A 23,248-nucleotide genomic window follows, 5' to 3' on the forward strand; every position below is an offset into this window, starting at 1 on the left:
GACAGGCTTGGAACGATACAGCCGCCGCGGAGAGTCAGGCCAGGGGGTAAAGTTGCGCAACAAATGCCGCGCGCTGCATACTCGCGGCATGACGCAGCGCGCATGGCGCAGACCGCCTGGATCGCCGACGCTCACCCAGATCGCCCGAGCCGCGGACGTGCCGGTGCCGGTGGTCTCGAAGGTGCTCAACGGGCGCAGCGACGTCTCGGCGTCGGTGCGCGAGTCCGTCGCCGAGCAACTCCGGCTCGCCGGTTACACCCCGGCCCCCGTGAAAGCTTCCGCGCCGGCCGCGCTGCTCGACCTCGTGGTCTCGGCCGTGGAAGGCACCTGGGCGAACGTCATGCTCTCCGGGATCGAGGGCGCGGCGGCGGAGACCGGCCTCGACGTGGTCGTCGTGCTCGCGCGCGAGGGCGTGCCGGAGGAACGCGACTGGGTCCAGCGCCTGATCGACCGCGGCAGCAGGGGCGCGGTGCTCGCCCTGGTCGCGCCGACCGCCGCCGAATACCGCCGGCTGCGGGCGGGCGGCGTTCAGCTGGTCGCCCTCGACCCGCACAAACCGATCTCCGGCGCGATCCCGACCGTGGGTGCGAGCCATTGGACCGGCGGCAGGCAGGCCGCGGAGCATCTGATCGCCCTGGGGCACGGCCGTTTCGCGGTCGTCGCGGGAACGCCCCGCCACCAGTACAGCCAGGCCCGGGTCGACGGATTCCGCTCGGCGCTCATCGCCCACGGCCTGGCCGGCGACACACTCGAGGTGGGTTACGGCGACTGGCGCCGCAGCGGAGCGGCCGAGGCCGCGCGGGCCCTGCTCGACCAGCCGGACCGGCCGACCGCGATCTTCGCCTGTTCCGACCGGATGGCGCTCGGCGTCTTCGACGCGGCCGTCGAGCGGGGCCTGCGGGTCCCGGGCGATCTGAGCGTCGTCGGGTTCGACGACCTCCCCGAGGCGCGCTGGCTCAGCCCCGGGCTGACCACGGTCCGCCAGCCGGTCCGCGAGATGGCCGAACTGGCCGCCCGTACGCTGCTGCGTCTGATCGACGGGGAGCAGCTCCAGGTACCCCGGGTCGAACTACAGACCCGGCTGATCGAAAGGGGGAGCACCTGCGCCCACCGCGTAAGCACAGGTGCTCCCGGGACGGATCCGGGCCGCTGAGCCTGGATCGGGTGAACCGCGACCGGTCAGCTCATCCGCGGTTCCACTGCTGGTTGGCGCCGCCGTTGCACGTCCAGAGCTCGAGCAGGGTGCCGTTCGCGGTTCCGGCGCCGGTGGCGTCCAGGCAGAGGCCTGACTGGGTGCCGGTGATGGTGCCGTTCGCGTTGAACGTCCACTTCTGGTTGGCGCCACCGTTGCAGGACCAGATGTCGACCTTCGTGCCGGCGCTGGTGCCGCTTCCGCTGGCGTCCAGACAGTCGCTGCCATAGACGCGCAGCTCGTTGGCCGACGTGGAGGTCCACTGCTGGTTGGCACCGCCGTTGCAGTCCCACAGTTCCACCTGCGTGCCGGCCGTCTGGCTGGCGTTGGGGACGTCGACGCAGCGGCCGGATCCCACGCCGATGAGGGTGCTGGTCCCACCGCCGGTGCCGCCGGTTCCGCCGCTGCCGGGGGTGATCGAGAGGTTGTCGAACTGCGCGGTCTCACCTTGGCTGGTGGCGTAGCCGACCTGGCCGGCGCCCCAGGTGTAGTCGTTCGCGGAGCCCACAGTCGTGCCGTCGATGGCGGCGGTGATCGTGCTGCCGGAGAAGGTCAGCGCGAGCGTGTGCCATTTGCCGGTGCCGAGCGACGCGACGGTCCCGCTGGCGAGGGTCGTTACGGTGCCGCCCGTGTTCGAGTTCAGGATCGACCACGCGCCGGTGTTACTCACCCTCAGGTGATAGGCGTTCAGCCCGGCGGCTCCGGAGTACGACTGCGTGTTGGCCCGCCCGATCAGTTCGGCATATCCGGACTCTTCGAGCATCACATCCGATTTGACGGTGTAGTTGGTCCAGCTCAGATCGCCGAGCAGCGCGTGCGGATCGGAGAGCGTGTCCCAGGTGATCGGGGCCTGCGCGCTCATCTGCCGCACGCACTCCCCCGACCGCCCGCCGCCGCACGCGACGGTCTCGAACGAGCCCTGCCAGTCCATCAGGTACTTGGCCTCGCTGCCGGAGGCGTAGCCGTCGAACGAGTCGCTGTACGGCAGGCTCATCGTGCCCTGGGCGGGGCCGGCGGCAGTACCCTTGCCCTGCCCGGTCGTGGTCGTCACGGTGTAGACGTAACCGGGCTGGACGGTCAGGCTGTAGGCGCCGTTGGACGGGGTGATGTCGGCGGTGTGCACGAAGTAGTCCGACTGGTTGCCGGAGTTCACGTTGGTCGCCCACACGTGTACCTGGCCGGTGGACAGGCCGCCGGTGACGTTGAAGTTCAGCGTCTGGGCGCCGGTGGCGTCCATGGTTTCGATGACGGTCGAGTAGTCGGTGTGGTTCGTCGACTTCAGCGAGACGTAGCTGCCGTTGTTCCGGTTGCCGTTGATGTACCCGCTCGAGGAGTTCAGGTACTGCCAGCCGGGCGCGGTGAACTGTGTGGTCTGGGCCATCACCCAGGCGTTCTTGCCGATCGAGTAATAGCCCGACCACGGCTGGGGTGCCAGGGCGACGCCCATCGTGGGATAGGGCAGGTTCGGCGTGATCGCGGCGACGATCGGCCAGTTGATGTACGCCGTCATTCCGCCGTCGATGTACCCGCGGTTGATGCCGCGCGCCATCGCCTGCGCGCCTGAGTTGTAGTCGTCCGAGCCGTTCTCACTGGCCCACAACTGCTTGCCGGAGGAGGTGGCGGCGGACGGCACCGTGCAGGTCGCCTGCGAGGAGCGGTAGCCGCAGGGGTAGTGCGCGCCGATGATGCCGACGGCGGAGGCGAAGGTCGAATTGCTGTCGACGTCGTTCGCGATCGTCCAGTCCGAGTCCGCGCCGACGATGGTGACGCCGGAGTAGCCGTCGGCGTTCAGCGTGCTGCGCAGTTGCTCGTACCAGGAGACGTTGTAGCCGCGCTCGTTCCAGCCGCCGAGATAGTCGATCGTCAGGCCGTCCGCCTTGGCGCAGCCGAGCCAGGAGACCAGGTAGTTGATCATATCGGTGGACCAGAAGTTGCCGTTGCCGATCCATCCCGGCGCGCCCCACGCGAGGGCGTACAGCTTGATGTTCGGGTTGCGCGCCTTGGCCTGCTCGGCGAGCCAGAACTCGTAGCCGACATTGCAGTCGACGGTGCCGCGCACGTGCTCGATGCTGGGCTCGGCGCCCGAGGTGGAGTTGGTGTCGCCGCCGATCTCGACCTTGAGGATCTGCGCGGAGGCGCCGTAGTCGGGCTTGAACATGTAGTCCAGGAGCTGGCTGCGCTCGGGCTCCGGATAGTCGATCAGCAGCCTGCTGTTTCCGCCTCCACCGCTGATCGCGCCGACGCCGTCGAAGGTGCGGCCCGCGGAGGCGCCGTTCACGGTGATCGAGGTCGCGGCTTGGGCGGGCGCGGCGACCGCGGCGACGACTCCGCTCGCGGCCAGCGCGAGGCCGGCGAGCGCGACGCCCGGGGCTCGCAGGCGCCTGAGGATGCGCTTGAGTTTCATCATGATGTCTCTACTCGTCCTTTCGAAGGCGTCAGCCGAGGGTCCACTGCTGGTTGCTGCCGCCATTGCAGGTCCACAGTTCGACGAGGGCGCCGTCGGCGGTGGCGGCTCCGGTCACATCGAGGCAGAGGCCGGATTGGACGCCGGTGACGGTGCCGTTGGAGTTGAGGTTCCACTGCTGGTTGGCCTGGCCGTTGCAGGTCCAGGTGATGACCTTGGTGCCGTTGGTGGTGCCGTTGCCGTTGGCGTCGAGGCAGAGGGTGGTGCCGTTGACGGTGAGGCTGAGCGCGCCGGCGGCGGTGTGGGTCCAGGTCTGGTTGGCCTGGCCGTTGCAGTCGTAGATCTGCTGCTGGGTGCCGGTCGTGGTGGTCGAGTTGGGATCATCCAGGCACTTGCCCGCGCCGACGGCGTGCAGCGCGCCGCTCGTGCCGCCGCCCGTGCTCGTCCCTCCCCCGCCGATGCCGGCCTGGGCGATGACCTGCTGCGCGCCGGAAGGCCAGCTGGTTCCGCTGACCTGGACGTTGTTGGTCAGGACATTGTTGTGCGGCGAGCCGGTGGCGACCTGGGTGGCTCCGCCGTTGTACCAGTTGCCGGAGAAGGTGTTGCCGTCGGTGTTGTTGTTCGCGTTGGCGTTGGTGAACGCCCACACGCCGGTGTCCTGCACGACGTTGGCGCTAAGCGTCACGTACCGGGAGCCCTCGTCGAGGTAGAGGCCCACGGTGTGCTGGTTGTCGTAGATGTAGTTGTCGTCGAACACGGCTCCCGGGTTGGCGGAGAGGTTGTAGATGCTGCCGCCGTCGTGGAAGAGCTTCTTCGTGCCGTGCACCACGTTGTAGGAGACGACGGTGTTCTTGAGCGTGGTCGGGGTGGTGTAGACCTGCTGGTAGTTGTAGGTGCCGCGGTTGACGTAGTCCTGGCTGCCGCCGGGGTCGTTCATACCCCAGCCCCACCCGATGTCGATGCCGTCGTACGGCAGGTTCGCCACCTCGTTGTGCTCGATGTCCGCGTGGGTGACATACGTGGACAGGATGCCGGCCATGTCCTTGTAGTCCTCGGCGACGCCGCTGACGAGGTTGTTCGTCAGGGTGATGTTCTGGTCGGTCATCGCGGCGTTCGAGGGATGGTGGGCGTTGGGCTGCACGCCGCCGACCACGATGCCGGCGCCTGAATCATCGGCGAAGGTGTTGTGATCCGCGGTGATGCCGGATGCGCCCAGGCCCGTCCCGGAGCCGACGGCGTCGTTGTCCTGGCCGATGCCGAGGCCGACCTCGCCGAGGTGGGTGAAGGTGTCGCCGCTGAACGTGATGTTCGACGCCGCCGAAACCTGTACCGCGGCGGGCGCTTCGCCCAAGGAATTGCGGGTGGCCTCGAACTGCTGGCAACCGGACTGGCACGAGGTCAGGAAGTTGGAGGGCTGCTGGTAGGACTGGGTCAGGAACGTGCCGGACTGCTGGTCCGCGTAGCCGATGGAGCTGCCGGGCGCGAGCCAGGTCGTGTGCTCGAAGGCGACGCCCTGGAAGGCGATGTTGTGCGCTGGGCTGCTGTAACTGCCGGAGATCTGCACGAGTGAGGTCAGCTTGGGCAGTTCGACGTCGTGGGCGGAGGGGTTCCAGCCGGAGGGCGCCTTGTAGTACAGCGCTCCGGCCTGCGGGTCCAGATACCACTGCCCGGCGTTCTTGAGGAACGAGTAGGAGTTCTCGAGATACAGCTGGCCGCCGGCGAACGGGCTGGCGAGGGTGTCGTAGCCCCAGTTGTTGTTGTCCCAGGAGGGCTGCTGCATGGTGATCGTCGTGCCGCTGATGGACTGCACCGGCGCGTAGTGGTCGGTGAACGAGTTCTGACTCTCCAGCTCGATCCGGTTCTGCTCCGGCAGCGAGGCCAGGTAGCCGAGTGCTGAGTTCTGAATCGTCATGCCGCTGGTCGTCATGGCGACGTCGCTGCGGTTGATGGAGATCGCCGCGCGCGGGGCGAGCGCGCCGTCCACATAGAGCTGCCGCGAGTCTGTACCGGTGGGTACGGAGGCGGAGTAGATGTTGTTCGTTGAATCATGCAGCGTCCAGCCGGTCACCTGTTGGCCGCCGGAGATCACCGGCGTGGCGCCGGAAGCCGCCTGCCAGGTGACCGTGTAGCCGTTGCTGCCCGAATCCGCGGCGCCGAGGACGAGCGGCGCGGAGAGCCGGTAGGTGCCTGCGGCGAGCTGGACGACGATGTTCCCGCTCATGCTGCCGTCGATCGCCTCCACGGAGGATTTCGCCTGGGTCAGGGAACAGGGGGCGGCGGCGGAGCACGCGGTTCCGCTTCCCGTGGGAGATGCGTAGAGGGTCGTCGCCGTGGCGGCGTGCGCGAGCGTCGGCAGGCCGGCGCTGCCGGCGAACGCCAACGCGGCAACCAGTGCCGCCCGCGCCGGTATGCGACGGTATGGCCGAACGGGTAGGAGCGAGGACATGTCAGAGCCCTTCCCAAGGCATCGGGCAAGGCCTGGGAGCCGGGTGGGCTGCGGCTCGCAGGCGAAGCAGAATATGTATGACTCTTCAGGCACCGGCTCAGCTTCCGGCTGCGGCTACGCCGCGATAAGTAGGAAACTCTCAGCCACGTGATGTGTCAAGATGTCCGGAGAGGTAGCTTCCTCGTGTTGGAAGTCGTTGGAAAGCTTGGGAAAATCGGCACCCGGGGCCTCACTGTCCGGCCATGCGCGAGCGTTCGGCGAGCTTGGCTCGATGAGTCGGACTGATTGAAATTTTCAGGCTCGTCCGGCCGTTTCGACGCACGCCGGCTCCGACGAGTGACCGCGGCCCGAACGGTTCGATGTTTGATCACCGCGAGATTGACCGGGTGAGCGCCTGGTCGTAGGATCCGCACGGGCCGAACCGCAGAATCGGTTCGATCACCGGCACACCTTTCCAGCGCGGGCGTTGACACCCGGATCCGGCAGTCCGATATCAACGTCCGTGATATCGCGGCCTGCGACGGTCCGGTCTCTCACTCGTCTCATCAGCGGTAATCTCGTCGAGTCAGTACTCGCCTGCGCCGTGTCGGCGACCGCAAATCAGATGAGTCTGATACTAGCTCGCGCTACGCCGATCAGTGCATCTCCCATCCAAGAACATCCCTGCGAGGACGGAGGGCTTAATGTCCTTGATCCCCCTGATCAGGCGGCGCACGCGCTTGCTCGCCGCGAGCCTGCTCGCGGTGGCGATCGCCGTACCGATCTCCGCCATCACCACCACGGCCGACGCCTCGGCGACGACCGGCGTGGTCGCCGCCGCGGCAACGGCGCTGCCGTGCGACATCTACGCCAGCGGCGGCACCCCCTGCGAGACCGCCCACAGCACCACGCGCGCCTTGTTCGCGTCCTACAACGGACCGCTCTACCAGATCCAGCGCGCCTCGGACGGCAGCTACCTCAACATCAGCGTCACCGCGGCGGGCGGAGTGGCCAACGCCGCGCCGCAGACCTCGTTCTGCGCCGGCACCACCTGCACGATCACCAAGATCTACGACCAGACCGCCAACCACAACGACCTGCCGATCTCCTGGGGCGGCTACTGGAAGGGCCCGGGCCCCAACGGCGCGGACGTCGGCGCGAACGCGATGGCGCTGCCGCTCACGATCGGCGGCTCCACCGCCTACGGCGTCAAGGTCAGCCAGGGCGTGGGCTACCGGGTCGACAACGCCAAGAACGTCCCGACCGGCTCCGCGCCCGAAGGCGTGTACATGGTGACGTCGTCGAACTACGTGGACCAGTACTGCTGCTTCGACTACGGCAGCGGCGAGAACTCCCACACCGACACCGGCAACGCGACGATGAACGCGATCGAGTTCGGCACCGCGTGTTGGCTCGGCGGGTGCACCGGCCCCGGCCCCTGGGTCGAGGCGGATCTCGAGAACGGGATGTACAGCTCGAACACCGGCCCGAACTCCTCGAGCTACCAGGGCGTCAACTTCCCCTTCGTCACCGCGATGGAGAAGAACAACGGCACCAGCAACTTCACCCTCAAGTACGCCAACGCCACCAGCGCCGGCCTCACCACCGGCTATTCCGGCTCGCTGCCCAAGGGCTACTCCCCCATGAAAACCGACTCCTCGATCCTGCTGGGCACCGGCGGCGACAACAGCAACAGCGGCATCGGCGAGTTCTTCGAAGGCGCTGTCACCGCCGGGTACCCCTCCGACGCCACCGAAGCCGCCGTGCAGGCCAACATCGCCGCCGCCGGGTACTCCTTCGGCGGCTCGAGCGGGGGCGGCGGCACCTCGGGTGCACTGCACGCGGTCGGCGCCGGCAAGTGCCTGGACGACCCGAACTCCACCACCACCGGCGGCACCCAGCAGCAGATCTACGACTGCAACGGCCAGGCCAACCAGCACTGGACCCACACCTCCTCCGGCCAGCTCACCCTCACCGTCAACGGCACCACCGAATGCCTCGACGCCAACAACAACGGCACCGCCAACGGCACCAAAGCCATCATCTGGACCTGCAACGGCGGCACCAACCAGCAGTGGGACCTCAACTCCAACGGCACCGTCACCGGAGTCCAATCAGGGCTCTGCCTGGATGTGACCGGCAAGGCCACCACCGACGGCGCCCTCGTCGAGCTGTGGGCCTGCAACGGCGGCACCAACCAGCAATGGACCCTCAGCTAGCGGTCGGCGCGCCTCACGAGACTGCCTATATGTAGAGTCCGTCGAGCGCCGAGAGGCCCCTGGCCTCTCGGCGCTCGATTCCGTGCGGGGGCGCATCACTGAGGGCTGAAGTCCTGGTTCGTCCCGGCGGCGTTCTTGCACGGCCACTGATCGAACTGCTGGCCCAGGTTCGACCCGGCGCCGTAGACATCGAGGCAGAGCCCGCTGTTCTGGTTGCGGAACTCGTAGCTTCCGTCAGACTGCGCGATCGGCTGCCACAGGCTGGCCGCCGCGCCGTTGACCGGCTCCTGGACGATGTCCGCGACGCCCTGGGCGGTGGAGCCGCCGGAGACGGCCACGTCCTGGCCGGAGTTCTCCGCCTGCAGTTCACCGTAACCGCCGGAGACCGGCACGAACTGGAACTTCTGGTTGTTCTGGCCGTTGCAGGTCCACTGGTCCACGACCGCGCCGGCGCTGCCCGAGTTGCCGTAGACGTCCGCGCAGAGGCCGTCGCTGCCGACGACGAGCTGGTGGTAGCCGGAGGGATATCCGGCCGCCGTGGAGCCCGCGGGCGTGAGGTAGATCGCGAACGCGTCGTGCGAGGCCTGGAAGGTGAACGGGACGGTGATGCTGCCACCGCTGACGCTCACGGTCTGGCTGGAGACCGTCAGCGGCGCGGTGAGCGGGGCCTGGTCGGGAATACGCTGAACCGTGACGTTGACCTGCCCGCTGCCGCCGAGCCACGAGACGGCGGAGAATCCGCTGAAGGTGACCGAAGCCGAGCCGGTGTAGCCGTTCGAGTCGCCGACGATGGCCACGGCCCGCTTCGCCGAGCTGTCCTCCGACGCGGAGATCGCGGTGCTGCCGACCTGGCCGGAGGTGGAGACCAGCGTGCCGGTCATATCGGCGTAGTCGCGCATCGCCCACCAGTTGCCCGTGGGCTCCCAGACCCCGTTGACCTGAGTCAGGACTCCGGTGAGGTTCGGAGTGACGCAGCACACCCAGTTGCCGCGCATCGCGTTGGTGTACCCGGACTGCGCGAACCGCGCGAGGTACCAGGCGGTGACCCCCGCGGTCTGGCGATCCGCCGGCTGGTACTCGTTCGCCGACAGCGGGACAGCAGGGATCCCCGCGGCGGACAGGTCGCTGTTGATGGCCTGGGAGACGGTCACGGGGTCGTCGACGTCGCCCTCGTCATGGTTGGTGATCATGTCGGGGACGGTGCCGGCGCTCTTGACGTGGGCCAGGAAGGTCTGCCACTGGCTCTGCCTGCTCTGCGGGGTGTAGGCGAAGTCCGGTCCGACGATCTGCGCGTTCGGGGCGATGCGCCGGATCTCCTTGTAGGCGGTGTCCCACATCTGGAAGTACTGGGTGGTGTTCACCCCGCGCGGCCAGAAGACGGAGATGTCCGGCTCGTTGAAGATGTCGTAGGCGAACTTGAGGCCGGTGGCCTGGAGCGCGCCCACGGTCGCGTCGATGAACGAGACCCAGTTCGAACAGTTGCCGTTGTCGCACGGGTAGACCGTGTTCGAGGGCTGGCCGCCGTTGAGGCCGTACAGGTCGCTCAGCAGCATCTGATACTGGGCGTGATACGGGGCCTGCGTCAGCCGCTTAGCCTCGGCCACGATCGAGTTCACATCGGCCTGAGTCGCCGAGCCGTAGGTGTAGTTGTCCTTGACCCAGCCGCCGGAGAACCAGCCGCCGCCGCGGAACGCGGTGATGTTCAGCGGCTGCAGGTACTGGTCGGCCGGCTGGGTGCCGTCCTCGCTGATGCCGTAGAGGAAGCCCTCACCGACACCAGTCGACGCGCCGCGGGTCGCGGACAGGTCGACGCTGAGGGACTCGCCCGCCGCGGCGTGGCCGGTGGTCGGCGTCAGGGTGGGCAGTGCCAGGGCGAGGGCCGCGGCGGCGGCCAGGGCCAGGGGGAAGGTTCGAGCACGTATACGCAAAAAAAGTCGCCTCCTGTGGGGTGCGGCCACGGCGTCGGCACGGCCGACAGCCGGGCCCGGCCGAACCGGTTGCGCTGATCCGCACTTAGCGAATCGGTTCGCGCAATCGGTTCGACCGGGATGTTACGACCGACGCCGAAGGCGGTCAATGGCCTGTTGCCGATGAATCAGCACACGGCAACTCAGCAGGCCCGTGAGATTAACCCTCGCCGTGTTCGCCCGGGCCGCGGCGCGACATGCCGGACTCAGGCGGCACGCAAGGCCGTCGAACCGGTTCCTTGAGTACCGGTCAGCTGAGGGTCCATTGCTGGTTGGTCTGGCCGTTGCAGGTCCAGAGTTCGACGAGGGTGCCGTCGGTGGTGGCCTTGCCGGTCACATCCAGGCAGAGCCCTGATTGGGTGCCGGTGACGGTGCCGTTGGAGTTGAGGTTCCATTGCTGGTTGGTCTGGCCGTTGCAGGGCCAGATGTCGACCTTGGTGCCGTTGGCGGTGCCGTTGCCGTAGGCGTCGAGGCAGTCGGTGGTGCCGTTGACGGTGAGGGTGAGTTGTCCGGAGGAGGTGTGGGTCCAGTGCTGGTTGGCCTGGCCGTTGCAGTCGTAGATCTGCTGCTGGGTGCCGCCGGTGGTCGTCGAGTTCGGGTCGTCCAGGCACTTGCCGGCGCCGACCGCGTGCAACGCACCACTCGTACCGCCACCGGGAGGCGGCGAGCTCGAGGAGGATCCGCCACCGCCGCCGAGAGCGGCCAGCGTCGAGGTGAACGCAGGCTTGGGCTGGTAGTTGCTGTCGTACATCGTGGCCGCGCCCCACCCGGAGAAGGTGCCCGGGATCCATGAGTCGGCGTCGCCCACGCCCCACTGCGAGATGCCCACGCAGCGGGAGACGGCCAGGCAGTCCCGGACGACGGTGGCGTAGTCCGTCGCCTGCTGCTGCAGGTTCGCGCTGGAGGCCGGCGTCTGGATCCGGTCGTCGAGCTCGGTCACGGCCACGTCCAGGCCGAGGTTGGCAAAGCGCTGCATGTTCGCCTGCATGTCGGAGGGGATCTGGCCGACGATGAAGTGGCTCTCGAAGCCGATTCCGTTGAGCGGCACGCCCTGCGAGAGCAGCGACTGGGCGAGCGAGTACATCGCGTTGCTCTTCGCGTTCTCGCCTTCGATGCTGTAGTCGTTCAGGTACAGCTTGGCGTTGGGGTCCGCGGCGTGCGCGGTGCGCAGGGCGTCAGCGATGTAGCCCGAGCCCATCGCCTTGTAGAACGGATCCGAGACGAGCGAGCCGTCGCCGTTGAACGGCTCGTTCACCACATCCCACGAGTAGACCTTGCCCTTGAAGTGGCTGACCTCGGTGGTGATGTGGGACTCCATGGCCCCTTGGACCTGATTGGTCGGCAGGCTCGAGACCCAGGAGGGCAGCTGGTTCTGCCACACCAGGTTGTGCCCCCGCACCTGCATGCCGTGCGAGGACGCGAAGGAGACGATCCCGTCGCCCCCGCTGAAGTTGTACGACCCGTTCGAGGGCTCGGTGGCGTCCCACTTCATCTCGTTGCCCGGGGTGACCATGTCGAACTGCGTGGCGGCCAGATTCGTGATGGTCGAGTTGTTGACCATGTTGCCGGTCAGCTCGGTGCCGAAGTACCGGCCGCCGTCGGCGGAGGCTGCCGCCTTGAGCGTGCTGCCGGCCGCTGTGGCCGGCCCGGCCGTCACCACGGCGAACGCGGTGGCGGCGGCCACCGCGGTGGCGAGCGCCGCGAGCGCGCGCGGCCCGCCGCGTGAACGGGTCAGTGATCTGAGGAAAGACATGTGGGTTCCTTCCCAGGTGAGTCACCTGTGGGATACGGCTCACCCGCCCACCGCGCTATGGCGTCGAGGCGCCGCGAAAGGGGCGTGTGACGGGATGACTCGGCGCGCTGGGCGCCGAACGATGCAGCACCGGCACTGCGGGACCGCCCGGCATGCGGCCCCTGACCCGGGCTGTGGGAAGCAGGAAACTCGCCCGACACACGGACGTCAAGCCCTCATGTAAGTTTCATGAGGACTCATGGGCTCACCTCGCGTTTCCCTGCACACTTGGCGGAGCGTCGAACCGGTTGCGTCCGTCTCTCTTGACAACCCCCGCCCGCCGGGTGCACCGTCTCCCCTCGCAGCACCCCCGGGGTCTTCCTCGGCCTCCGGCCCACCCGCGAAGCCGAGTTGTTAACGCTAACAATCACTGTGCCCGATCTACCAGGAAGGCAACCGGTGAGACCACTTCCGCTCCACCTCACCCGCGCCCGCAGCGAGCGCACGCGGCCGCCCGGCCGGCTCCGCACGCTCGGCCGGATGACCGCCGCCGCGGCGCTCGCCGCGGCGGCGCTGACCGGCTACACGATCACGGCGGGCACCGCTCAGGCGGCGTCGCAGGGTCCGTGTGACATCTACGCGGCGGGTGGTACGCCGTGTGTGGCGGCGCATTCGACGACGCGGGCGTTGTACGCGGCGTACAACGGGAACCTGTACCAGGTTCGGCGCTCGTCGGACAACGCCACGTTGAACATCGGTGTGACCTCGGCCGGCGGCTATGCGAACGCGGCGGCGCAGGACTCGTTCTGCGCGGGCACCTCGTGCGTGATCACCGAGATCTACGACCAGTCCGGGCGCGGCAACAACCTCACCGACGCCCCGGCCGGCGGCGCGCAGCCCGGGCCGGACAAGCTCGCGGTGGCCAACGCCGCACCCACCACCCTGGGCGGTCACGAGGCGTACGGCGTCGCGATCGTCCCGGGCACCGGCTACCGCGACGACGCCACCAACGGCATCGCCACCGGCGATAACCCCGAGTCCGAGTACGCGGTCCTCGACGGCCAGGACTACAACGGCGGTTGCTGCTTCGACTACGGCAACGCCGAGACGAACAACAACGACGATGGCAACGGCACCATGGAGGCCATCTACTTCGGCAGCATCAAGGTCTGGGGCTACGGCGCCGGCAACGGCCCGTGGATCATGGCCGACATGGAGAACGGCCTGTACTCCGGCCGCAATGCCGGGTACAACGCGAATGACCCGACCACGAACTACCGCTACACCACCGCGATGATCGAGGGCGGCGCCAACCAGTGGGCCATCCTCGGCGGCAACGCCCAGTCCGGCACGCTCGCCACCGACTACAGCGGCGCGCGGCCCAACGTCTCGGGCTACAACCCGATGAAGAAGCAGGGCGCGATCATCCTCGGCATCGGCGGCGACAACAGCGACGGCGTCGACGGCACCTTCTACGAGGGCGTCATGACCACCGGCTACGCCTCCGCCGCGACGGAGGCTGCGGTGCAGGCGAACATCGTCGCGGCCGGGTACGGCAACGGCAGCAGCGGTGGCGGCACCGGAGGCAGCAGCACGGGCGCGCTGCACGCGGTCGGTGCGGGCAAGTGCCTGGACGACCCGAACTCGACGACCACCGGCGGCACCCAGCAGCAGATCTACGACTGCAACGGCCAGGCCAACCAGCGCTGGACCCACACCTCCTCCGGACAACTCACCCTCACCGTCAACGGCACCACCGACTGCCTCGACGCCTACGGCAACGGCACCGCCAACGGCACCAAGGTCGACATCTGGCCCTGCAACGGCCAGACCAACCAGCAATGGAACCTCAACTCCAACGGCACCGTCACCGGCACCCAATCAGGCCTCTGCCTGGATGTGACCGGCAAGGCCACCACCGACGGCACCCTCGTCGAACTCTGGACCTGCAACGGCCAGACCAACCAGCAATGGACCCTCAGCTGACGCCCTGAAGGCTCAGCAGCAGACAGTCACCTCCCGCCGTCCCGTCATCCAGTGCCGGGGCGGCAGGAGGTGTCCACTGGCCGCATCGCCGCCTCGGCGAGGATGAGGTAGCTGCTCGCCGTCCACGTGTAGGCGCGGTCGCGCAGACCGGACCCAGACACGGCGTCGAAGTTCTCCGCGAACCCGGAGACCTCGCACAGACGGCGGAACCGGGCGCTCACGGTGTCGGCGAGCCGTACGTGGCCGGCGCGGCGCAGCCCGTCTTCGATCAGCACGGTGGAAGGAGCCCAGATCGGTCCCCTCCAGTACCCGTCGCTCCGGTAGTGCGGTGAGTCGACCGGTTCGGTGGCCGGGCCGTGCTCGGTCAGGTGCCGGGCGACCCGTTGCGCGAGGGCGGTATGGATCGACGCGGGCAGGTGTTCGCCGAGGACGATGGGAATGACGTCGAGCAGACTGTCGCTCAGCTGGAGCAGGCCGGTCTCGGCCATGCGGGCGCCGAAGGCCTCGCCGGTCCATAGCAGGTCGATCATGGCCCGCAGCAGTTCGTCGCCACGGGCCTGCCACGCCTCGGCGAGCTGGTGCTCGCCGAGGTCGCCGGCGAGCTTCGCCAGTTGTCGCATCTGGAGAACGAGCAGGGCCGAGAGATCGGCGCTCTCGACCAGGCGGGCTTGGTCGAAGGTGGTGGCGTTGTCCCAGCCGCTGTCGTTGCCGTGGTGGTAGTGCGGGAGCGGGGAGCCGGGGGCGCGCCGACCCAGCCAGTACTCCGTCCAGCGCGCGAGCATCGTGTAGAGGCTCTTGGCCTCGGGCGCGTCGGCCGGCCCGGTGCGCGCGCACAGCCGCGCCGCGGCCCAGCCGTGGACGGGAGGCTTGACGTAGTTGTAGAGGACTTCCGAATGCGTGACGGAGTCGGGCAAGGCACCGAAAGGGTCCTGATGGTCGAACGGGAGCTGGAACTGATGCCAGGCGAGCTCCGGGGCACCCTCGGCGAGGGCGAGGGCGTTGAAGCAGTGATCCCAGCTCCAGACCTTGTCCATCCAATGTTTTGACATGAGGATGGACGGCCTCGTCACGAAGCCGGCCGGGCTGACGGCGGCCGACCACAGCACATACGCGGCCAGCTCCGCCGCCGGAGTACTCGGGCCGCGCCAGGGCGCGACGCGCTCGAGGAAGTCGGCGAAACTCTGCGCGGCACGCTGCCGGATCGCTTCGAACGAATCGTCCGTCCGGTAAGGCGGCCGGGCGGCTTCGTACTCCTCGATGGCGACCTCCCACCCCGGCGAAGCGCCGTCGGACGCGGTGATCGTCACCGAGCGAGCCGCCGCGCCCAAAGCCTGCCCGCCGACGATCGACGCCTCGCCGCGCAGAACCGTGAGCCGGTAGCGCCTCCCGGTTTCGTAGCTGGTGAAGACGAACGCGCCGTCGACCGGGTCTCGGTAGAGGTAGGTGCCGGTGAACGGCGTGAGCTCAAGGGCCGTAGCCGTGATGCGCAGGCCGAGGCCGTTGCCGCGCAAGCGCACTGTATCTGTGCGCTCATAGGCGGCGTCGATGCGCGATCCGGTGCCGACCCAGCTCAGTTGGGAAGGTGTGGCCTCCAGCTGAACCACGGCAACGCCGTCGGATGCCGTCAGCGGCTGGAAGCGGAGCACGGCGTGCATCCCCTGCTGATGCGAGACCAGGTGGACGTGCTCGCTGGAGCGGGCATTGCCGATGACCGGCGAGAGCGCGAGCCAGGATCCGAAGTGGCTGAACGGGATCTCGTGGACGTCGAAGCTCGGGCCGGGCGGGGTGAAGGTCATGTCAGTCCTTGACGGCGCCGGCGGTGACGCCGGCGGTGACGTATTTCTGGGCGACGATCAGGAGGATGGACGCCGGGATGGAGGCGACGACGGCGGTGGCCATGATCGCGTTCCATTGCTGGTCGTTGTTGCCGATGTAGTGGTAGATGCCGAGCGTGATCGGCTGACGGCCTCCGGCGCCGTCGAGCGTGGAGGCGAAGACGAAGTCGGACCAGGCCCACAGGAACGTGAACAGGGATACGGTGACGACCGCGTTGCGGCTGACCGGCAGCACGATCGACCAGAAGGTGCGCAGTCGGCCGGCGCCGTCTGTGAGCGCGGCCTGGAGGAGTTCGTCCGGGATGCCGGTCATGAACGCGGTGAAGATCAGCACGGCGAAGGGCACGGCGATGGTGGAGTCGGCGATGACCAGGCCGGGGATCGTGTTGATCCGGCCGGTGGAGAGCAGGATCGCGTAGAACCCCATGGCCATGATGATCCCGGGGATCATCTGCGCGACGAGCAGCGCGAAGCTGAGCACCCCGCCGCCTCGTGGGCGCAGCTTGGCCAGCGAGTATCCGGCCGGCGCGGCGATCACCAGGGTGAGGGCCACCGTGGCGAGCCCGATCAGCAGGCTGTTGCCCAGGTAGGGCAACTGCTGGCTGACCACCGCACGGTAGCCGTCGAGCGTGCCGTCGAGCGGGAAGAGGTTCGGCGGGCTCTTGCGCAGATCCCGGTCCGTGGTGAAGGACGCGTTGACCATCCAGTAGACCGGAAAGAGCATGGTGCCGGTCAGGACGACGCCGATCGCGGTCTTCACGCGTTTGCGAGCGCGCGTCATGTCCGCTGCCTCCGCTGGACTCGGATGTAGATGAGCCCTGCGATCAGGGCCATGATGACGAGCAGGTTGGCCACGGCGGCGCCGGTGCCGAAGGCGGGCAGCAGGTTGCCGAAGCCGAGCCGGTAGGACCAGGTGGCGAGCGTGGTCGAAGAGTCGACGGGGCCGCCCTTGGTCATGATCCAGATGATGTCGAAGACCTTGAGGGTGTAGACGAGGCCGAGCAGCAGCGTGATCGCCGAGACCTGGCGCAGCAGCGGCCAGGTCACCTTGGCGAACCGGGACCAGCTGCCTGCGCCGTCAAGAGCGGCTGCTTCGTAGAGCTCCTGGGGAATGCCCTGCAGGCCGCTGTAGAGCAGGACGAGATTGAACGGGACGCCGATCCAGACGTTGGCGATGATCACCGAGGGCAGCGACCACTTCGGCGAGGTCAGCCAGTCGACCGGACCGATGCCGATGGAGTGCAACGCGTAGTTGACCACGCCTGAGCCGCTGTCGAGCATCCAGGCCCAGGTCGAGGCGGAGACGATCAGCGGAAGCAGCCACGGAACGAGGAAGAGCGCCCGCAACGTCGCGGAAAGCGGGAAGTGCTGCACGAAGAAGACCGCGAGCGCCAACCCGATGGTGAACTGGAACGCGAGTGAGACGAGCGTGAACACCAGCGTGTGGATGAGGGCCGGGGTGAACGTCGGGTCGTGCAAGACGGCGTTGTAGTTGGCGAGGCCCGTGAACGGTGCGCCGCCGTGGACGAACGAGTAGACGGTGTAGTCGCGCAGACTCAGATCGAGGTTGCGGTAGAGCGGATAGGCGTAGAACGCCGCGAGGTAGACGGTCACGGGCGCCAGGAACGCCCACGCGGCGCGCTGGGTACCGCGCGGGCCGGCGCCGGAGCGCCGGCCGCGAGGTTCTGTCGGCATGTTCGGCACCTGGATCTACTTGCCGCCGGTGGCGGCCGACGCCGCGCTCTGTGCCGAGGCCAGTGCTGAATTCGGCGAGGCCGAACCGCTCAGCGCCGACTGGACCGCGGTCCACAGCTGCTGGGAGATCTTCGGGTAGTTCGTGCCCAGGTCGTCCCCGGTGCGCGCCTTGCCCGCCTGCACGGCTGTCACCCACACCTTGAGCGCTGCGTCTGCGGAGACCTGCTTGCTCTGTACCGCGCTGCTCGCCGCGACGTAGGAGAGGGTCGTGTCGGTGGCGTAGGCGTTGTCCGCGGAGGTGAGACAGGCCACAATCTTCTCCGAGGTGGCATAGCGGGAGGAGTTCGACTGCTGGGGAACGGTGACGAACTCCCCTCCTGTGGGCACTGGCGCCGCGCCGCCTGACTGCGCGGGGATCGGGATGATGCCGTAGGGGAACCCGGCCTTGGCGGCGTTCGCCAGCTGCCAGGTGCCGTTCTCGCTGAAGGCTGTGTTCCCGGCGGCGAACTGCTGCCAACTGGTGGTCTGGGTGTCGTTGATGACCGAACTGGTGGCGTATCCGTCCTTGAGCCAACCGGTCCACAGATTCAGCGCAGCCACGGCTTTCGGGGAGGCGAGGTCGGTCAGACCCGCGCCGGATCCCCAGAACCAGGGTTCGAACTGGAAGCTGCCCTCCTCGGTTCCGATGGCGGAGAACGTGATGCCGGTCTTGCCGATCGCCTTGACCTTGCCCAGCGCGGCGGTCAGCGTCGACCAGTCGGTGACGGTGCCCGGGTCGACGCCCGCGGCTTTGAGGATGTTCTTGTTGTAGTACAGGGCCAGCGTGTTCGCGCCGATCGGGACACCGTAGGTCTTGCCCTGATATTCGCCGGCGCCCATGAGGTTGGCCTCCACCGCGGAGGTGTCCAAGTGGTTCTGCGAGGTGTCGGTGAGGACTCCGGCTTCCGCGAGCGTGGAGACCACCGGGTTGTCCACGATCAGCACATCCGGCGAGACGCCCTGCTGGGCGGCGAGCAGCACCTTGCTGGTCAGATCAGTGGTGTCGTAGGCAGTGCGCTTGACCGTCACGCCGGCCTGGGTTCCGCAGGTGGAAAGCAGGCGCACCCAGTCGGAGGTGTTGTCGAACTGGGGGTACGGGTCCCACACCGTGTAGGTGCCCGTCGCGGAGCCGGAGCCGGAGCCGGAGCCGGAGGCCGATGACGTCGAGCAGGCTGTCGCGGATGTCGCGGCCAGGAGTACGGATATGGACAAAGCAGTGATGCGGCCGCGGGCGTGGTGCCCGCTTGCCGTACTCGTCGTTGAGATCTCTTCCACGGCGCATCCTCGAGTTCGTCGGTGAACAGGTGACGTGCGCTCGCCGGCGAGGCGAGTAGAGCTCGGATCGAACCGATTCGCCGAATCGGTTCGACTGAAGTTACGCGCCGTCGGGGATCGCGTCAAGAGCGCTCTTCGCCATCGAATTCGGGGCGATCTCGTTGACCTGCGCACGCTTCCAGAACTACGCTGCGGCGACGAATCGATTCGTTTTCGTGCCAGTTCGCGGGCCGCGCTCAGGGAGCTAGATGAACATCGGGGAGATCGCCCGCCGGGCCGGCGTCTCGCGCAGCACCGTCTCGTACGCGCTCAGCGGCAAGAGGCCCGTCTCGCCGGAGACCCGAGCCCGGATCCAGCAGGTCATCGAAGAGTTCGACTACCGCCCGAACGCCGCGGCGCGCGCGCTCAAGGAAGGGCGCACCCGCACGATCGGGCTGTTCATCCCGCCGCCGGCCCGCCGGCTGACGTACATGCAACTGGAGTTCGTCGCCAGTGTGCTCGAGGCCGCCGCGCAGGAGGACCTCGACGTCCTCGTCTCCCCCTCCGGCGATCTGCAGGAGCACACCTTCAACCGGCTGATCGACGGCCGCCGGGTCGACGGGGTGATCCTGATGGAGATCAAGCTCTCGGATCCGCGCGTCCCGCGCCTGCAGAAGGCGAACATGCCGTTCGTCACGATCGGCCACACCGCCCAGCCGGACGGCACCTGGTGGGTGGACGTCGACTACCAAGGCCTGGTCGGGCGCTGCGTGCAGCATCTGGCCGACCTCGGCCACCGCGAGATCGCACTGATCAACCGATCCACCGAGCTGCTGGCCGGCGGATACGGCCCGGGCCTGCGCGCTCGCGAGGGCTTCGGGGACGCGGTCTCGCGCTGCGGCGTCACAGGCGTCGAATACCCGTGCGGGGACGACGTGCGAAGCGGCGACGCCTGCATGGAGCGCATCCTGCAGGAAAGGCCTGAGGTGAGCGCGGCGGTGACGGTGAACGAAGCGGCTCTACCCGGCTTCCAGCGCGCGCTGCACCGGGCCGGGCTGAGCGTTCCGCGGGACTTCTCCCTGATCGGCGTGGCCGCTCAGTACTGGGCGGAAGAGTTCCACCCGCCGCTGACCTCCGCCGACGTGCCCGCAGCCCAGATGGGTGCGGAGGCGGTCAGCCTGCTGTCCGAGCACATCGCCGACCCGGCGGCTCCGCCGCGCCACCTCCTGCTCTCTCCGCCCATCTCTCTGCGGGAGAGTGTCTCCCGCGCTCCGACCCGGGACTGACGCCGCTTCGTTCAGCGGCCCAGCCACCCGCCGTCAACGGGGATGAGCGCGCCGTGGACGTAGTCGGACGCGGGTGCGGCGAGGAAGACGGCCACGCCGCCGAAGTCCTCGGGCGCGCCCCAGCGCCCGGCCGGGATGCGTTCAAGGACTGCGGCGTTGCGCACGGGGTCTTTGCGCAGCGCCTGAGTGTTGTCGGCCGCGACGTGGCCGGGCACGATCGCGTTCACGTTCACCCCGCGCCCGGCCCATTCGTCGGCCAGGGCCCGGGTCAGTCCGGCAATGCCGGATTTCGCAGCGGTGTATCCGGGGACGTTGATGCCGCGCTGGAAGCTGAGCAGGGATGCGGTGAAGATGACCTTGCCATGGCCTCGCGCAAGCATGGCGCGCCCGATCTCCCGGGTGAGCTGGAACCGGCTGGTCGGATCTACCCTCAGCACGTGGTCCCAGTCCGCGTCGGAGTGTTCGGCGGCCGGGGCGCGGGCGATGGTGCCAGCGTCGTTGACCAGGATGTCGACGGGGCGTTCGAGCGAAGTGAGATTCCCGGCGAGGCGCGTGACAGCTTGACGGTCGGCGAAGTCGCAGCGCAGGGAGGTGAAGCCGCGTCCGGCTGCGCGTACAGCGTGTCCGACGGCGCTTTCGCCCGACTCGATGTGGGCGCTGACGCCGATAATGTCGGCTCCCGCGTGCGCGAGCGCGGTGGCGGTGGCCAGCCCGATGCCCCGACGCGCGCCGGTGACCACGGCGAGTTTGCCGGACAGGTCGAAGCTGACGGCGGAGTCCAGGCTCATCGCGCGCCTCCGCAGTCGATGAGGACCTTCATCACGCCGGGGCCTGTTTCGAGCGTTGAGAAGGCGTCGGCCGCGCGTTCGATGGGCTCGATGCGCGAGATCAGCGCGGCTGCCGGGATCTCGCCGTCGGCCAGGAGCCTTGCCGCGGCCTCGAAGTCGGCACGCTCGTAGAGCCGCGCTCCGATCAGCGTCAACTCCCGCCAGAAGAACCGGTGCAGAATCACCGGGCGCGGATACGGATGAATGGCGACCTGTACGAGCCGGCCGCGGGTGGCGAGTGAGTCGACCGCTGTAGTCACTCCGGCCGCCGCGCCCGAGACTTCGAAGGCGACTTCCGTACCGGCTCCTCCGCTCCAGGCGGCCACCTCTGCGGCGACATCGCTGCCGACGGGGTCGAGCACCGACAGGTCGAGCTTCTCGGCGACCGCGCGCCGGTGGGGGTCGGGCTCGACCAGGATGACGTGTGCTCCATTTCGGCGGGCGACGAGTGCGATCAGCACACCGATCGGTCCTGCGCCGACGACGAGCGCGTGCTCGCCGGGCTCGAGGCCCGCGCGCGTGACGTCGTGGATGGCCACTGCGGTTGGCTCGACCAGGGCGGCGTGGTCGAGTGGCAGAGCCGCAGGTAGGTCGATCAGGGTGGAGACGGGAACGTTCCACGAGCCCTGCATCGACCCGGGCGCGTCGATGCCGAGGAATACGAGATTGTGGCAGATGTGGCTGTGCCCGGCGCGGCAGGCCGGGCAGGTGCCGCACCAGGCCAACGGCATGACGGTGACCGGGTCGCCGATCGCGCGGCCCTCGACCCCTTCGCCGATCGCGGCGACCCGGCCGGACATCTCGTGGCCGAGCACGGCCGGGGTGCTCACCCGCGCGTCCATCTCGCCGTGGAAGATGTGCAGGTCGGTGCCGCAGATGCTGGTGTAGGCGACGTCGATGCGCACCTGCCCGGGACCGGGCGGGGCGAGCACGGCATCGTCGACGACGATCGTGCGGGCTCGGGTGTAAGCGGCCCGGCGGGGGTTCACGCGTCTGCTCCTTCGAAGGGGCTGCGGTAGGACAGGACGTTCGCGCGCAGGTCCAGCGCGAGTGTCAGCCGGATGCGAGTCGAGCGAGGTAGGTTCACTTGCAGCCAAGGCCCGGCGGCCCGGATGCTCGCGGTACTGACCTGCGGGGCGCGGTGGCCGTAGTCGTGTAAATCGCCGATCCAGGAATCGTCGTCGCAGATGGTGTACTCGACCGAGCGGATGGCGTGCTCGGCGAAGGCCCCGGCCTGCACGATCAGGGTTCTGCTGTGCGTCGGGTCGAGATCGACCAGGTCGACGACCGTCGCGTTCGGGTCGATATCCGCCCTCGCGCTGCCCGGGACGGCGCTCGGTGCCTCTGAAGAACTTCTTTCTCATGAGCAACTTCACTACGTCGTGGGACCCGCCTGACTGGCGGACTGACTGCCGAGATATGTACGACTCATGTGCAGGCCGCGAGCTTGGCGAGCGGGGCACATACTCACCTCGCACGCCGGATCAGGGTTCTGGCCCCTAATCAGAGCGCGATAACGCCGCCGCGTCAAGAGATGCGCCACAATGAGTCAGACTTATCTTGCTCATGATCGGCCGCCACTTGTATGCTCCATCCCACGGAGTGATCGGTCATACTTCCCTGTGGGACCCGATTGAGGAGGAGATCCGGTGGACGACGGGACTGCTACGGCGCCAGGTGCATACCGGCCGGGGTACGAGCGCGTGGCCGAGCAGATCCTCGAACTGATCGCCCATACCGGTCTGCGTCCCGGAGACCGGATGCCGACCGAGAACGAGCTCGCCGCTCAGCTCGGCACCGGCCGCACCGTGGTGCGCGAGGCGGTGAAGATCCTCTCGGCTCTCGGCCGGGTCCGTGCCCAGAAGGGCCGCGGACTGTACGTGGCCGACGACGAGGGGATGCTCGGCACCACCAGCTGGGAAGGCTTCTTCCTGCCGACCGACCTCGACCACGTCTACATGCTCTTCGAGTTCCGCAGGGTGCAGGAGTCCGCCGCCAGCGCTCTCGCCGCCACCCGGGCCACCCCACCTGAGCTGCAGGCGATCGAAGCCGCGGCCGAGATGTGCCGCGAGGGACACGCCGCCGGCGACGCGGACCTGTGGACCCAAGGCGACGACCGCTTCCACCTGAGCATCGCCGCAGCCGCGCACAACCCGTTCCTCGTCTCGGCGGTGCGCGAAGCCCGCCGGCTGCTCAAGCAGTCAAGCACCATCGGCCTGCAGGGCACACTCGGCGGCCACGTCGAGGGAGCGCTGGAAGAACATGCCGCGATACTCCAGGCCATCCGCAGCGGCGACGCCGAAGCGGCCGCGCACGCCGCGACGGTCCACCTCGACAACACCCTCGAGGACTATCGACGGGAGATCCAGCGGCGCGTCTTCGGTTAG

At 68.2% G+C, this 23,248-nt stretch carries 16 protein-coding genes; 5 read left to right on the forward strand and 11 right to left on the reverse strand.

Annotated elements, in window-relative coordinates; all coding sequences use genetic code 11:
• Nucleotides 1-88: 88 nt before the first annotated feature.
• A complete protein-coding gene (locus ACTRO_RS05385; protein WP_051450355.1) occupies nucleotides 89-1,153 on the forward strand; it encodes a substrate-binding domain-containing protein in 1,065 nt (354 codons plus the stop codon).
• 31 nt (nucleotides 1,154-1,184) lie between these two features.
• Here ACTRO_RS05385 and ACTRO_RS05390 read toward each other — a convergent pair whose 3' ends face one another.
• Together ACTRO_RS05390 and ACTRO_RS50725 are read right to left on the reverse strand one after the other, a co-directional pair.
• The gene (locus ACTRO_RS05390) at nucleotides 1,185-3,599 is read right to left on the reverse strand and encodes a ricin-type beta-trefoil lectin domain protein (RefSeq protein ID WP_034261579.1); all 2,415 of its coding nucleotides are present in this window, start codon (nucleotides 3,597-3,599) and stop codon (nucleotides 1,185-1,187) included.
• Nucleotides 3,600-3,627: 28 nt separating this feature from the next.
• Nucleotides 3,628-6,042 (reverse strand): ricin-type beta-trefoil lectin domain protein, encoded by a 2,415-nt coding sequence (locus ACTRO_RS50725; protein ID WP_034261581.1) that lies wholly within the window; start codon nucleotides 6,040-6,042, stop codon nucleotides 3,628-3,630.
• A 683-nt stretch (nucleotides 6,043-6,725) separates the two neighbouring features.
• On the opposite strand from ACTRO_RS50725, the gene ACTRO_RS05400 reads away from it, so the two are divergent.
• Nucleotides 6,726-8,240 carry an arabinofuranosidase catalytic domain-containing protein gene (locus ACTRO_RS05400; protein ID WP_034261584.1) on the forward strand — a complete coding sequence of 505 codons (1,515 nt, stop codon included), beginning with the start codon at nucleotides 6,726-6,728 and terminating at the stop codon, nucleotides 8,238-8,240.
• A gap of 95 nt (nucleotides 8,241-8,335) precedes the next feature.
• Here ACTRO_RS05400 and ACTRO_RS05405 read toward each other — a convergent pair whose 3' ends face one another.
• Nucleotides 8,336-10,168: an RICIN domain-containing protein gene (locus ACTRO_RS05405; protein WP_051450356.1), complete on the reverse strand. Its 1,833-nt coding sequence runs from the start codon at nucleotides 10,166-10,168 to the stop codon at nucleotides 8,336-8,338.
• Between the two features lie 289 nt (nucleotides 10,169-10,457).
• Nucleotides 10,458-11,960 carry a glycoside hydrolase family 10 protein gene (locus tag ACTRO_RS05410; protein ID WP_034261588.1) on the reverse strand — a complete coding sequence of 501 codons (1,503 nt, stop codon included), beginning with the start codon at nucleotides 11,958-11,960 and terminating at the stop codon, nucleotides 10,458-10,460.
• Nucleotides 11,961-12,479: 519 nt separating this feature from the next.
• Here ACTRO_RS05410 and ACTRO_RS05415 point away from each other — a divergent pair.
• The gene (locus ACTRO_RS05415; protein WP_034273246.1) at nucleotides 12,480-13,925 is read left to right on the forward strand and encodes an arabinofuranosidase catalytic domain-containing protein; all 1,446 of its coding nucleotides are present in this window, start codon (nucleotides 12,480-12,482) and stop codon (nucleotides 13,923-13,925) included.
• 44 nt (nucleotides 13,926-13,969) lie between these two features.
• Here ACTRO_RS05415 and ACTRO_RS05420 read toward each other — a convergent pair whose 3' ends face one another.
• The 4 genes from ACTRO_RS05420 to ACTRO_RS05435 are packed head-to-tail and all read right to left on the reverse strand — an operon-like array spanning nucleotide 13,970 to nucleotide 18,769.
• Nucleotides 13,970-15,721 carry an amylo-alpha-1,6-glucosidase gene (locus tag ACTRO_RS05420; RefSeq protein ID WP_034261591.1) on the reverse strand — a complete coding sequence of 584 codons (1,752 nt, stop codon included), beginning with the start codon at nucleotides 15,719-15,721 and terminating at the stop codon, nucleotides 13,970-13,972.
• A 1-nt stretch (nucleotide 15,722) separates the two neighbouring features.
• Nucleotides 15,723-16,541, reverse strand: a complete 819-nt coding sequence (locus ACTRO_RS05425; protein ID WP_034261593.1) for a carbohydrate ABC transporter permease — start codon at nucleotides 16,539-16,541, stop codon at nucleotides 15,723-15,725.
• Entirely contained in the window at nucleotides 16,538-17,455 is a 918-nt protein-coding gene (locus ACTRO_RS05430) for a carbohydrate ABC transporter permease (protein ID WP_051452299.1), read from the reverse strand. Before ACTRO_RS05430 ends, ACTRO_RS05425 begins: the two co-directional genes overlap by 4 nt.
• Before the next feature lie 15 nt (nucleotides 17,456-17,470).
• A complete protein-coding gene (locus ACTRO_RS05435; RefSeq protein ID WP_245594304.1) occupies nucleotides 17,471-18,769 on the reverse strand; it encodes a sugar ABC transporter substrate-binding protein in 1,299 nt (432 codons plus the stop codon).
• Nucleotides 18,770-19,017: 248 nt separating this feature from the next.
• Between ACTRO_RS05435 and ACTRO_RS05440 the strand changes: the two genes are divergently transcribed.
• Nucleotides 19,018-20,034 (forward strand): LacI family DNA-binding transcriptional regulator, encoded by a 1,017-nt coding sequence (locus ACTRO_RS05440; protein ID WP_034261596.1) that lies wholly within the window; start codon nucleotides 19,018-19,020, stop codon nucleotides 20,032-20,034.
• Nucleotides 20,035-20,045: 11 nt separating this feature from the next.
• On the opposite strand, the gene ACTRO_RS05445 is transcribed toward ACTRO_RS05440, so the two are convergent.
• From ACTRO_RS05445 to ACTRO_RS05455, 3 genes are read right to left on the reverse strand one after another with little or no spacing between them, the layout of a single operon-like run.
• Nucleotides 20,046-20,822 carry an SDR family oxidoreductase gene (locus ACTRO_RS05445; protein WP_034261599.1) on the reverse strand — a complete coding sequence of 259 codons (777 nt, stop codon included), beginning with the start codon at nucleotides 20,820-20,822 and terminating at the stop codon, nucleotides 20,046-20,048.
• Nucleotides 20,819-21,850: a (R,R)-butanediol dehydrogenase gene (locus ACTRO_RS05450; protein ID WP_034261601.1), complete on the reverse strand. Its 1,032-nt coding sequence runs from the start codon at nucleotides 21,848-21,850 to the stop codon at nucleotides 20,819-20,821. Before ACTRO_RS05450 ends, ACTRO_RS05445 begins: the two co-directional genes overlap by 4 nt.
• Complete coding sequence (locus ACTRO_RS05455) at nucleotides 21,847-22,101, reverse strand: hypothetical protein (RefSeq protein WP_034261603.1); 255 nt, start codon at nucleotides 22,099-22,101, stop codon at nucleotides 21,847-21,849. The genes ACTRO_RS05450 and ACTRO_RS05455 overlap by 4 nt, the downstream gene beginning before the upstream one ends.
• A gap of 409 nt (nucleotides 22,102-22,510) precedes the next feature.
• On the opposite strand from ACTRO_RS05455, the gene ACTRO_RS05460 reads away from it, so the two are divergent.
• Nucleotides 22,511-23,248 carry a FadR/GntR family transcriptional regulator gene (locus ACTRO_RS05460; protein WP_245594305.1) on the forward strand — a complete coding sequence of 246 codons (738 nt, stop codon included), beginning with the start codon at nucleotides 22,511-22,513 and terminating at the stop codon, nucleotides 23,246-23,248.

The organism is Actinospica robiniae DSM 44927 (genome assembly GCF_000504285.1).
Taxonomy (GTDB): domain Bacteria; phylum Actinomycetota; class Actinomycetes; order Streptomycetales; family Catenulisporaceae; genus Actinospica; species Actinospica robiniae.

Coding starts and splice junctions, on each gene's coding strand:
- ACTRO_RS05410 (WP_034261588.1), bottom strand. CDS start 11,960: ATGTCTTTCCTCAGATCACTGACCCGTTCACGCGGCGGGCCGCGCGCG.
- ACTRO_RS05425 (WP_034261593.1), bottom strand. CDS start 16,541: ATGACGCGCGCTCGCAAACGCGTGAAGACCGCGATCGGCGTCGTCCTG.
- ACTRO_RS05440 (WP_034261596.1), top strand. CDS start 19,018: ATGAACATCGGGGAGATCGCCCGCCGGGCCGGCGTCTCGCGCAGCACC.
- ACTRO_RS05420 (WP_034261591.1), bottom strand. CDS start 15,721: ATGACCTTCACCCCGCCCGGCCCGAGCTTCGACGTCCACGAGATCCCG.
- ACTRO_RS05445 (WP_034261599.1), bottom strand. CDS start 20,822: ATGAGCCTGGACTCCGCCGTCAGCTTCGACCTGTCCGGCAAACTCGCC.
- ACTRO_RS05390 (WP_034261579.1), bottom strand. CDS start 3,599: ATGATGAAACTCAAGCGCATCCTCAGGCGCCTGCGAGCCCCGGGCGTC.
- ACTRO_RS05430 (WP_051452299.1), bottom strand. CDS start 17,455: ATGCCGACAGAACCTCGCGGCCGGCGCTCCGGCGCCGGCCCGCGCGGT.
- ACTRO_RS50725 (WP_034261581.1), bottom strand. CDS start 6,042: ATGTCCTCGCTCCTACCCGTTCGGCCATACCGTCGCATACCGGCGCGG.
- ACTRO_RS05415 (WP_034273246.1), top strand. CDS start 12,480: ATGACCGCCGCCGCGGCGCTCGCCGCGGCGGCGCTGACCGGCTACACG.
- ACTRO_RS05400 (WP_034261584.1), top strand. CDS start 6,726: ATGTCCTTGATCCCCCTGATCAGGCGGCGCACGCGCTTGCTCGCCGCG.
- ACTRO_RS05385 (WP_051450355.1), top strand. CDS start 89: ATGACGCAGCGCGCATGGCGCAGACCGCCTGGATCGCCGACGCTCACC.